The sequence below is a fragment of the Streptomyces sp. NPDC030143 genome (assembly GCF_055573695.1).
The window spans coordinates 151,711-162,844 of the sequence record NZ_JBVIAY010000018.1; the positions used below are offsets into that span (position 1 = coordinate 151,711).

The 11,134-nt window shown below is 70.9% G+C and carries 9 protein-coding genes; 8 read left to right on the plus strand and 1 reads right to left on the minus strand.

Translation table 11 applies throughout. The annotated features are described in order from the left end of the window. Positions 1-11 precede the first annotated feature (11 nt). The 8 genes from ACZ4YY_RS27765 to ACZ4YY_RS27800 are packed head-to-tail and all read left to right on the plus strand — an operon-like array spanning position 12 to position 7,219. Positions 12-1,349 (plus strand): enolase C-terminal domain-like protein, encoded by a 1,338-nt coding sequence (locus ACZ4YY_RS27765; RefSeq protein WP_468295881.1) that lies wholly within the window; start codon positions 12-14, stop codon positions 1,347-1,349. Further along, a complete protein-coding gene (locus ACZ4YY_RS27770) occupies positions 1,346-2,104 on the plus strand; it encodes an SDR family NAD(P)-dependent oxidoreductase (protein ID WP_468295884.1) in 759 nt (252 codons plus the stop codon). Before ACZ4YY_RS27765 ends, ACZ4YY_RS27770 begins: the two co-directional genes overlap by 4 nt. Further along, positions 2,101-3,147 carry an aldo/keto reductase gene (locus ACZ4YY_RS27775; RefSeq protein WP_468295887.1) on the plus strand — a complete coding sequence of 349 codons (1,047 nt, stop codon included), beginning with the start codon at positions 2,101-2,103 and terminating at the stop codon, positions 3,145-3,147. Before ACZ4YY_RS27770 ends, ACZ4YY_RS27775 begins: the two co-directional genes overlap by 4 nt. After that, entirely contained in the window at positions 3,144-3,455 is a 312-nt protein-coding gene (locus ACZ4YY_RS27780; RefSeq protein WP_468295890.1) for an L-rhamnose mutarotase, read from the plus strand. The genes ACZ4YY_RS27775 and ACZ4YY_RS27780 overlap by 4 nt, the downstream gene beginning before the upstream one ends. Beyond that, positions 3,443-4,360 carry an amidohydrolase family protein gene (locus tag ACZ4YY_RS27785; RefSeq protein ID WP_468295893.1) on the plus strand — a complete coding sequence of 306 codons (918 nt, stop codon included), beginning with the start codon at positions 3,443-3,445 and terminating at the stop codon, positions 4,358-4,360. The genes ACZ4YY_RS27780 and ACZ4YY_RS27785 overlap by 13 nt, the downstream gene beginning before the upstream one ends. Next, positions 4,351-5,091, plus strand: coding sequence for a (Fe-S)-binding protein (locus tag ACZ4YY_RS27790; protein ID WP_468295896.1), 741 nt, complete (start codon positions 4,351-4,353; stop codon positions 5,089-5,091). Before ACZ4YY_RS27785 ends, ACZ4YY_RS27790 begins: the two co-directional genes overlap by 10 nt. Further along, positions 5,088-6,587: a LutB/LldF family L-lactate oxidation iron-sulfur protein gene (locus tag ACZ4YY_RS27795; protein WP_468295899.1), complete on the plus strand. Its 1,500-nt coding sequence runs from the start codon at positions 5,088-5,090 to the stop codon at positions 6,585-6,587. Before ACZ4YY_RS27790 ends, ACZ4YY_RS27795 begins: the two co-directional genes overlap by 4 nt. Continuing rightward, positions 6,584-7,219, plus strand: a complete 636-nt coding sequence (locus ACZ4YY_RS27800; protein WP_468295902.1) for a LutC/YkgG family protein — start codon at positions 6,584-6,586, stop codon at positions 7,217-7,219. Before ACZ4YY_RS27795 ends, ACZ4YY_RS27800 begins: the two co-directional genes overlap by 4 nt. 476 nt (positions 7,220-7,695) lie before the next feature. Here the strand turns inward: ACZ4YY_RS27800 and ACZ4YY_RS27805 are convergent, their stop codons facing one another. Next, complete coding sequence (locus ACZ4YY_RS27805; RefSeq protein ID WP_468295904.1) at positions 7,696-10,875, minus strand: glycosyl hydrolase family 95 catalytic domain-containing protein; 3,180 nt, start codon at positions 10,873-10,875, stop codon at positions 7,696-7,698. Between the last annotated feature and the right edge of the window lie 259 nt (positions 10,876-11,134).

The window sequence follows — 11,134 nt, forward strand, 5'->3', positions numbered from 1 at the left end:
GCAGCACCGCCTTGACTACCACCTCCGCCCGGATCACCGCCGTCGACACCTATGACGTCCGCTTCCCCACCTCGAGGGAACTGGACGGCTCCGACGCGATGAACCCGGATCCCGACTACTCCGCCGCCTATGTCGTGCTGCGCACGGACGCCGGCGACGGGCACGAGGGCCACGGTTTCACCTTCACCATCGGACGCGGCAACGACGTCCAGGTCGCCGCGATCGGCGCCCTGCGGCCCCACCTCGTGGGCCGCTCCGTGGAGGAGCTGTGCACCGACCCGGGCTCGGTCAACCGCGACCTGATCGGGGACAGCCAGCTGCGCTGGCTGGGTCCCGAGAAGGGCGTGATGCACATGGCCATCGGCGCGGTCGTCAACGCCGTGTGGGACCTGGCCGCCAAACGCGCCGGGCAGCCGCTGTGGCGGCTGCTCGCCCACGCCGACCCCGAGTGGCTGGTCTCGCAGGTCGACTTCCGCTACATCGCCGACGCCCTCACCCCCGAGGACGCCCTCACCCTCCTGCGCAAGGGCCGCGAGGGACTCGACGAGCGCGAGACCGTGCTGTTGAACCGCGGCTACCCCGGCTACACCACCTCGCCCGGCTGGCTCGGTTACTCCGACGACAAGCTCACCCGGCTGGCCAAGCAGGCCGTCGCCGACGGCTTCACCCAGATCAAGCTGAAGGTGGGCGCCGACCTCGACGACGACGTCCGCCGCATGCGAGCCGCCCGCGCCGCCGTCGGCGACGGTGTCCGCATCGCCATAGACGCCAACCAGCGCTGGAACGTCGACGAGGCCGTCGAGTGGACCAATGCGCTCGCCGAGTTCGACCCCTACTGGATCGAGGAGCCCACCAGCCCCGACGACATCCTCGGCCACGCCGCCGTTCGCCGGGGCGTCGCCCCGGTGAAGGTGGCCACCGGCGAACACGTGCAGAACCGCATCGTCTTCAAGCAGCTCCTGCAGGCCGGCGCCATCGACGTCCTCCAGATCGACGCGGCCCGGGTGGGAGGGGTCAACGAGAACCTCGCGATCCTGCTGCTCGCCGCGAAGTTCGGCGTGCCGGTGTGCCCGCACGCCGGCGGAGTGGGCCTGTGCGAGCTGGTGCAGCACCTGTCGATGTTCGACTACCTGGCGCTGTCCGGTACGACCGAGAACCGCGTCATCGAATTCGTCGACCACCTCCATGAGCACTTCACGGCGCCCGTGGTGATGCGCGACGGCCACTACACCGCGCCGCTGACCCCGGGCTTCTCCGCCACCATGCACGCCGAATCTCTTGCTGAATACCGCTACCCGGACGGCACCTTCTGGGCCGCCGACCTCGCTGGATCGGAGGAGGTGGCATGACCGGTCTGTCAGGACTCAGGGCTGTCGTCACCGGGGGCGCGTCCGGCATCGGGTTGGCCACGGCACGCTCACTCGCGGCGCAGGGCGCGGCAGTGGCCGTGCTCGACCTCGATCCCGGCGGCGTCAGCGAACCGCTGATCGGTCTCCGGGCCGACGTGAGCGACGACGCCTCCGTACGCGCCGCCGTGGAACAGGCCGTAGAGCGGCTCGGTGGGCTGGACATCCTCGTGAACAACGCGGGCATCGGCGCGGTGGGCACCATCGAGGACAACCCGGACGAGCAGTGGCACCGGGTGATGGACGTCAACGTCCTCGGCATCATGCGCACCACGCGTGCCGCCCTGCCCCACCTGCGCCGCTCCGCGCACGCGGCGGTGGTCAACACATGCTCGATCGGCGCCACCGCGGGCCTGCCTCAGCGTGCCCTGTACTGCGCCAGCAAGGGTGCGGTCCTCTCACTGACTCTCGCCATGGCCGCCGACCACGTCCGCGAGGGTATCCGCGTCAACTGCGTCAACCCCGGGACCGCCGACACGCCATGGGTCTCCCGGCTGCTGGACGCGGCCGAAGACCCCGAGGCCGAGCGCGCGGCCCTCAACGCCCGCCAGCCCCTGGGACGCCTGGTGACGGCCGACGAGGTCGCCGCCGCCATCGTCTACCTGGCCAGTCCCGCCGCGGCGTCCGTCACCGGCACCGCGCTCGCGGTGGACGGCGGCATGCAGGGCTTGCGGCTGCGCCCGGTGGAGCGGTCGTGAGGACCACCACGCTGGGCGGCAGTTCGGTACCGGTCTCGGAACTGGCTCTGGGCTGTGCCGCCCTCGGCAACCTCTTCCACCCGGTCACCGACGAGGCCGCCCACGCCACGGTGGAGGCGGCCTGGGACGCAGGCATCCGGACCTTCGACACCGCTCCCCACTACGGTCTCGGCCTGTCGGAACGGCGGCTCGGCGCCGCGCTGCGCGAACGCCCCCGTGACACCTACACCCTCTCCACCAAGGTGGGCCGGCTTCTCGTGCCGAACCGGGACGGCGGCGCGGGCGACGACCTCGCCCACGGCTTCGCCGTACCGGCCACCCACCGCAGGGTCTGGGACTTCAGCGCCGACGGAGTCCTGCGCTCCCTGGAGGCCAGTCTCGAACGCCTGGGCCTCGACCACGTCGACGTGGTCCTGCTGCACGACCCCGATGACCACGCCGACCAGGCCCTCACCGAGGCCTACCCGGCCCTGGAGCGGCTGCGTGCCGAAGGTGTGATCGGAGCGATCGGCGTCGGTATGAACCAGTCCGCGCTGCCCGCCCGGTTCCTGCGCGAGACCGACATCGACGTGGTGCTGCTGGCAGGCCGCTACACGCTCCTGGAACAGGACGGGCTCACCGAACTGCTTCCGGAGGCGGCCGCCCACAGCCGTAGCGTGGTGATCGGCGGGGTGTTCAACTCCGGGCTGCTGACGGCCCCCCGGCCCGGCGCCACATACGACTACGCGCCCGCTCCGCAGCCGGTCCTCGACCGGGCACTGCGGCTCCTCGCGGTCTGCGAACACCACGGCGTGCCGCTGCGGGCCGCCGCGCTGCGCTTCCCGTTCGGCCATCGAGCGGTCGCGAGCGTCCTGACCGGCGCGCGCTCCCCCCAGGAGGTGCGCGACACGGTGGAGCAACTGCGGCGCCCCGTCCCGCACGCCCTGTGGGACGAACTGCGCGCCGAGGGACTGCTGAACCCGGACACCCCCGTCCCCGTGGCCGCGCCGAACGGCAAAGCCGTGCCGATCCGGGAAGCCACGCCGTCGAAGGAGCCGTCATGAGGGTCGCCCTGCACACCAAGGTCCGCGCCGACCGCATCGAGGAGTACGAGGCCGCACACCGCGAGGTGCCAGAGGAACTCACCGCTGCGATCCGCGCCGCGGGGGTGAGCGAGTGGACGATCTGGCGCAGCGGCACGGACCTGTTCCACGTGCTGGAGGTCGAGGACTACCAGGCGATGATCGCCGAACTCGACAAGCTGCCCGTCAACGTTGCCTGGCAGGCCCGGATGGCCGACCTGCTCGACGTCGTCCACGACTACTCCGCGCAGGGCGCGGACGCCTCACTCCCCGTGGTGTGGGAACTGTGACCGGTCCGCAGACCGTGCCCGGCATCGTGGACGCCCACCACCATGTGTGGGACCTGTCCGTCCGGGACCAGGACTGGATCAGCGGAGACGCACTCGCCCCGCTGCGACGCGACTTCACCCTCGCCGACCTGGCGCCTCAGGCCCGCGCGGCCGGTGTCACCGCCACCGTGCTCGTGCAGACGATCACCGTGCCGGAGGAGACCCCGGAGTTCCTGGCCCTGGCCTCCGACAGTGACCTGATCGCCGGGGTCGTCGGCTGGACCGACCTGACCGCCCCCGACATCGCCGACACTCTCGCGGGGCTGCGCGCGGGCCCCGGAGGGGATCACCTGGTGGGCATCCGCCACCAGGTGCAGAGCGAGCCCGACCCACGCTGGCTCGTACGCCCCGACGTACTCCACGGCCTTTCCGCGGTCGCCGAGGCGGGACTCGTCTACGACCTCGTGGTGAAGCCCCACCAGCTCGCGGCAGCCGCCGCGGCTGCGGAGCGCCTGCCAGGCCTGACCTTCGTCCTCGACCACCTCGGCAAGCCGCCCATCGCCTCCGGCGAACTCGGCCCCTGGGCGCAGCAGATCCGCCGCCTCGCCGCCCTCCCCAACACCGTCTGCAAACTCTCCGGCATGGTCACCGAAGCCGACTGGGGTTCGTGGACCACCGCGGCTCTCATGCCGTACGCCGACACAGTGCTCGACGCCTTCGGGCCCGGGCGGCTGATGTTCGGCTCCGACTGGCCCGTCTGCCGGCTCGCCGCCACGTACGCAGAAGTGATCACCGTCGCTCGCGAGCTGACGGCCGGCCTCCGACCGGCCGAACGCCACGACGTCTTCACCGGCACCGCCGTGCGGACCTACGACCTGCCCGTCACCGCACGGCCGGCCCCGCCTCAGGAAACCCCATGCGCATAGCCCTCTTCATCACCTGCTTCAACGACACGATGTTCCCCCGCACCGGCCGCGCCGTCACCGAACTGCTGGAGCGCCTCGGCCACACGGTGGAGTTCCCGCAGGCCCAGACCTGCTGCGGCCAGATGCACTTCAACACCGGCTACCGCCCCGAGACGCTGCCCATGGTCCGCCGCTTCGCGGAGGTCTTCGCGGGCTACGACGCCGTCGTCGCCCCGTCGGGGTCCTGCGCGGGCATGGTGCGCGACCACCACCGGCTGGTGGCCGCCCAGTACGGGGACGCCGCCCTCGCCGAGTCGGTCGAGCAGGTGGTGCCAACGGTGTACGAGCTGTCAGAACTCCTCGTGGACGTCCTCGGCGTCACCGATGTCGGCGCCTATTTCCCGCACCGCGTCACCTACCACCCGACCTGCCACTCGCTGCGCATGCTCCGCGTCGGCGACCGGCCACTGCGGCTACTGCGCGCCGTGAAGGGCATCGACCTCGTCGAACTGCCCGACGCCGAGTCCTGCTGCGGCTTCGGCGGCACCTTCGCCCTGAAGAACGCGGAGGTCTCCAACGCGATGCTGGGCGACAAGATGCGCCATGTGCAGGATACCGGCGCCGAAATCCTCTGCGCAGGCGACAACTCCTGCCTCACCCACATCGGCGGCGGCCTGTCCCGGCTCCGCACCGGCGTCGGCACGAGGCACCTGGCCGAGATCCTGGCCTCCACGGAAGGGGACACACGGTGAGCGGCGCCGACAACGTCGTATGGCTGGGCACGCCGGCCTTTCCCGAGGCCGCGCGCGCCGCGCTCGCCGACACCCGACTACGCGCGAACCTGCGCCGTGCCACCGCAACCATCCGCGACAAGCGGCTGGCGGTCGCCGCCGAACTCGACGACTGGGAGGAGCTGCGCGAGAGGGCGGCGGCCAGCAAGCGCCGCACCCTGCGCCACCTCGACCATCATCTGCTGCGGCTGGAGAAGGCGGTGACCGCCGCCGGCGGCACGGTCCACTGGGCCGCGGACGCCGCCGAGGCCAACCGCATCGTCACCCATCTGGTGAAGGCGACCGGTGAGCGTGAGGTCGTCAAGGTCAAGTCGATGGCCACCCAGGAGATCGGCCTCAACGAGGCGCTCGCCGAAGCGGGCATCCGCGCCTACGAGACCGATCTCGCCGAGCTCATCGTGCAGTTGGGCGGTGACCGCCCCTCCCACATCCTCGTACCCGCCATCCACCGGGGCCGCTCCGAGATCCGGGAGATCTTCCTGCGGGAGATGGGGGAGTGGGGCAGACCGGCCCCCGACGGCCTCGGCGACGATCCACGCGATCTGGCCGAAGCCGCCCGGCTGCATCTGCGCGAGAAGTTCCTGCGGTGCAAGGTGGCCGTCTCCGGCGCCAACTTCGCGGCCGCCGACACCGGCACGGTGGTGGTCGTGGAGTCGGAGGGCAACGGGCGGATGTGCCTGACCCTGCCGGACACCCTGATCACCGTCATGGGCATCGAGAAGGTCCTGCCCTCCATTGCCGACCTGGACGTCTTCCTCCAGCTGCTGCCACGGTCCTCGACCGGCGAGCGGATGAACCCGTACACCTCGCTGTGGACGGGCGTCACCGAAGGCGACGGCCCCCAGGACTTCCACCTGGTGCTGCTCGACAACGGCCGCACCGCCACCCTGGCCGACGAGGTGGGCCGGCAGGCCCTGTCCTGCATCCGCTGCTCGGCCTGCCTGAACGTCTGCCCGGTGTACGAGCGCACCGGCGGCCACGCCTACGGATCCGTGTACCCCGGACCGATCGGAGCCGTACTGACCCCGCAGCTCGTCGGAGTGGAGAACGCGGCCTCACTGCCCTTCGCCTCGACCCTGTGCGGCGCCTGCTACGACGCCTGCCCCGTGAAGATCAACATTCCGGAGGTGCTGGTCCATCTGCGTGCCGAGGCCGTGGAGGCCCGGCGTCGCAGCCGGCTCCTGCCCACCGCCGAGGCGCTGGCCATGAAGGCCGCCGGATGGGTCATGTCCTCCCCGAAGCGGCTCGCGGCAGCCCACCGGCTGGCCGCGCTCGGCGCCCGACTCGTCGCCCGCGATGGCCTCATCGGTGCCCTGCCCGGTCCGCTGACCCGCTGGACCGGCACCCGGGACACGCCGGCACCAGCCCGGGAGTCCCTGCGCGCGTGGTGGCGCCGCACCAGAACCGTGAACGAAACACGAGGCCGGACGACGGCGGAAGAAGAGGGAGGCCGATGAGCGGCCGCGACACCGTGCTGCGGGCGGTCAGGAACGCACTGACCGACATACCCCGCTCCGAGAACCCCGGCGGCCCACCACCCCCGCACCGTCGCCGCAACGACCACACGGGGCCGGACATCGTCCAACTCTTCAGCGAACGCACCGCCGAATACCGCGCCACGGTGGTCCGCGTTCCAGCGGCACGTGCCGCTGCCGCCGTCGAAGACGCCCTGGCACGCACCAAAGCACGTTCGCTGGTCGTACCGCCGGGCCTGCCCGACGAGCTGATCCCCCAGGGACCCTGGACGCTGCTGGAGGACACTCCACCGCTGACGCCAGGACAGCTCGACGCGGTGGACGCGGTGCTCACCACCAGCGCGACCGCCATCGCCGTCACCGGGACCGTCATCCTCGACCACGGCCCCGGCCAGGGCCGCCGGGCCCTGACCCTCCTGCCGGACCAGCACATCTGCCTGGTCCGCGAGGACCAGATCGCCCCCGACGTGCCCGAGGCGCTGAGCCGACTCGATCCGTACCGGCCCCTGACGCTGGTGTCCGGTCCCTCGGCAACCAGTGACATCGAGCTCGACCGGGTCGAGGGTGTGCACGGTCCGCGGACGCTGGACATCATCGTCGTCGCGGCCACGTAGTGGGCCTGAGGTCATGTCCGCCGCTACCTGGCGGCCTGAGGGAGGCGCATGCGCGGGGAGCGCCACGAGTCGCCACAGGAATGCACCACGGGGGATGTCGCCCACTTCGGCTACCGCTGCTGTACGCGACCACCACTCCGCCGGCCTTCTTGCCGACCGGCCGCCCACCAGGACCCGAACGAGAGCGTGACCGGCATCGCGAAGCACCGTGACGCACCCGCGATCGTCGGTCGTCGCCCACGCCCCGGCGCCCGCCCGGCCGGTCGCCGCCCGGAGGCGGAGCCTCGCTCGCCCATCTCACCCACGTCCAGGCTCAGGACGGCGAACGTCCGCAGGACAAGCAGTGGGAGTGGGTCGTCCACACCCTCGGTGAGCACGGCCCTCAGCCCGCCGAGCAACTGGCGGCCACGTCCCCCCGTGTCAGGGCGGCGGCCCACCGCCGCCCTGACCGATGTGACCGTGAGCAGTTGTCGCCCTCAGGGCGCGGCCGGCGTGATCTTCGTGTCGGTGCCGTTCACCCGCACGGTGACGCTCCCCGTGCCGCGTGCCCGGTCGGCCACGATCTTGTAGGTCGTCACCTTCCCGTCCCGCCACTCGCAGTCGACCTGGTAACCGCCGCGGGCGCGGAGCCCGGTGAAGGAACCCGTTGCCTTCCACTCGTCCGGGAGGGCGGGCAGCAGGTGGATGACGCCGTCGTGGCTCTGCAGGAGCATCTCCGTCACGGCGCCCGAGATGCCGAAGTTGCCGTCCATCTGGAAGGGCGGGTGGTTGCAGAACAGATTGGACAGCGTGTTGTAGCTCAGCAGTCCGCGCAGCATGGTCTGGGCGCGCTGTCCGTCGCCGAGGCGGGCGAAGAGGGCCGCCCGCCAGGGCCAGGTCCACGAGCGGCGGCTGTCGCCCGACACCGTGGCCGCCGTGAAGGGGACGCCGGTCTTCTCACCGCACCGTGCCTTGAGCGAGACGAGGGCGGCTGCCGCGAAAGCGGGTGTCCTGGGGGTGATCTGGCGGCCCGGGTAGACCGCGAAGAGGTGTGAGGTGTGGCGGTGGATGTCGGTGGGGCTGTCGATGTCCTCCTGCCACTCCTGGAGCTGACCCCAGCTGCCGATCTTGTTCGGCGCGAGCCGCGCCTGCATGTCGGCGACCTTGGTCCGGTAGGCGGTGTCGACCCCGAGCACCGCCTGGCAGTCGAGGTAGTTCTGGAACAGGTCCCAGATGATCTGCTGGTCGTACATGACGCCGTCCTCGCGCGGCCCGTGCTCGGGCGACCAGCCATTGGGCGAGACGAGGAGGCCGTCCGCGCGCACCTTGAGGCGGTCCTCCCAGAACTCGCAGATCTCCTTGATCATCGGGTAGGCCACGGTGCGCAGGTAGTCCAGGTCCTGCGTGAACGCCCAGTGCTCGTAGAGGTGTTGCGCGTACCAGGCGCTCGCGACGGTGTTCCACTCCCACCCGTTGCCGCCGAAGATGCTCTGGCTGGTGCGGGCGGTCCAGCCACGCACGCCGCTGCCGAAGGCGTTGCGGGTCGCCACGCGGCTGGGCACCGCCACCTGCCGGACGAACCCGATGAGCGCCTCGTGACACTCCGGCAGGTTCGTCGTCTCGGCTCCCCAGTAGTTCATCTGGATGTTGATGTTGGTGTGGTAGTCGGACGCCCAGGCCGGTGAGTTGCTGTCGTTCCACACGCCCTGGAGGTTGGCGGGCAGGCCGCCGGGGCGCGAGGAACTGATCAGCAGGTACCGGCCGTAGTCGAACATGGTCTGCTCGAGGCTCGGGTCCTTGCCGCCGGCCCCGTACCGGGCCAGCCTGGCGCTGGTCGGCAGCGCGAGAACCGCGTCGTCGGAGGTGCCCCAGGTGACGGAGACACGGTTCATCAGGTCGCGGACCTGAGCGGTGTGCTCGGTGCGCAGGGAATCGTAGGTCTTGGCGGCCGCATTGGTGAGCGCGGTGGCGATGGCCGGTTCCGGATCGGCCCCGCGCCAGCCGGCGGCCGCGTCGAGCTTGTAGTTGGTGCGGGCGTCCAGCAGCAGGGTCAGAGTGGTGCACTTGCTGAACCGGAGCACCGACCCGTCGGCGCTGAAGGTGCCGTCGGTGTGCGCGATCTGGACGGTGCAGGCGTGCTTGAGGGCGTTGGCCATGGTCCCGCGGAACGTGATCCGCCGGCTGGTGGCGTCGACCGTCGTCGTGGCCCCCTGCGCGGATTTGAGGGAGATCGTTCCGGACAGGCCGCCGGCGCTCTCCGTCGTGTAGCGGAAGACCATGACGTCGGCGGCCCGGCTCGCGAAGGCCTCCCGCAGGACGCGGTTGCCCGGCGCGCCGTAGCGGGTCACGTGGACACCGTCGCCGAACTCCAGCGCGCGCTGGTAGTCGGTGAACGTGCGCAACGTGCGCGTGGTGAATCCGCTGCCCTCCAGGACGACGTCCGCGATCTGGAAGCCCGTGGACGAATCGCCGGGGGTGAACGTGAGCCGGTAGGCACGGTAGGCCGTGGTGTTGGTGATGCGGAAGATCCTGCTTTCGCCGCGGCCGGCGAACGGCGCGCCGGGACTCTGGGCGTCGAGGGTCACCCATGCCTGCCCGTCCTGCGACCCTTCGAGCGCCCAGCGACGGGGGTCGTCCACCGGGCGGTCGGCCGCGGCGGTCAGCGTGTACGAGGTGACGGCGGCCGCGCGCGGCAGGTTGGTCTGCCAGACGACGGTCGACGGGGCGGTGTCGACCCGCCAGACGGTGGCCGCGTCGCCGTCCACCGAACGCGAGATGTCCGTGGCCGCGGTGCCGGATCCCGCGGAGTGCCCGCTCGGCGACCACAGGTACATCGAGCCTGCCCCGGCGGGGTCGCCCGCCAGCGCGATCTCGCTCACCTGCCAGTGGGTGACTCCCGCCTTGGGGACGAAGTCGAACCGGTAGAAGCGGTAGACGGTGCTGTTGGTGAAGGTGAACTCCTTCGTCTGGAAGCGGCTCTCGAAGGGTGCCGCCAGCGTGCGGCTGTCGAGCTTCGCCCAGGTGGTGCCGTCCACGGAACCGTAGAGCGTCCACTCCTGGGGGTCGCGCTCCGGCCGGTCGTTGGCACTCGTCAGACGGTAGGACGCGACAGCGACGGGCTTGGGCAGGTCGATCTGCCACTGCACCTTCGCGGGGGGCCCCTCGATGCACCACTTGGTGGCCGAGCTGCCGTCGTAGGACTTGTCGAGACCCTCCGTCGAGGAGGTGCGGTACGGGCCGCCCGGCGCCGTGACCTTCGGGCGGGGAGTGAAAGTGACGGTGACGTCACCGAAGTTCCGGTAGGAGCCGAAGCCGGTCACGCTGGTGTCGAAGGCGCTGTCCGACTTGCCCGCGAGGGCGTTGTCGTAGTCGTTGGCACCGCCCCACATGCTCAACTCGTTGAACTGAATGCGCTCTTCGTCGGGGTCGGCGAAGAGCATGGCTCCGAGTCGGCCGTTGCCGATCGGCAGCGCCTGCGACTGCCAGTCGGTGGCGGGGACGGGGTACTTCAGCGCCTTGTGCGACAGGGTCGGCCACGCCGCTGCGGCGGCGGCCTCGGCGGCGACAGCCTGGCCGGCGAAGGTCCCGCCGGCCAGGGGAGCGATCACCGGGGCGAGGGCGAGGGCGCCGCCGAACTTCAGGATGCTCCTGCGCTGCGGTTGCGGCTCATGGGTCACGGCTGGTCTCCTGACCATCAGGTCGGTTCTTTGAGGGGAGAAGGGCAGCCCACATCGACATCCGCCGAGGGCAGCGACGTCCATCCCGGGCGATCATCTGGGCACTGATGCCACTGATGCCGTCCGTCACGCCTGTTGCGACGGTGTCGACCGGTAGGGGTTCCCTAGGTGTTGTCGTCAAATGTCACGCCCACATCAGCAGCGATGCGAGGGTGACGGCTGCTTGGTAGGACTCGGCGGTCTTGTCGTAGCGGGTGGC

What these genes read in the sequence shown, in the direction of transcription:
- ACZ4YY_RS27770 (WP_468295884.1), top strand. Translation starts at nt 1,346, where the DNA reads ATGACCGGTCTGTCAGGACTCAGGGCTGTCGTCACCGGGGGCGCGTCC.
- ACZ4YY_RS27780 (WP_468295890.1), top strand. Translation starts at nt 3,144, where the DNA reads ATGAGGGTCGCCCTGCACACCAAGGTCCGCGCCGACCGCATCGAGGAG.
- ACZ4YY_RS27790 (WP_468295896.1), top strand. Translation starts at nt 4,351, where the DNA reads ATGCGCATAGCCCTCTTCATCACCTGCTTCAACGACACGATGTTCCCC.
- ACZ4YY_RS27800 (WP_468295902.1), top strand. Translation starts at nt 6,584, where the DNA reads ATGAGCGGCCGCGACACCGTGCTGCGGGCGGTCAGGAACGCACTGACC.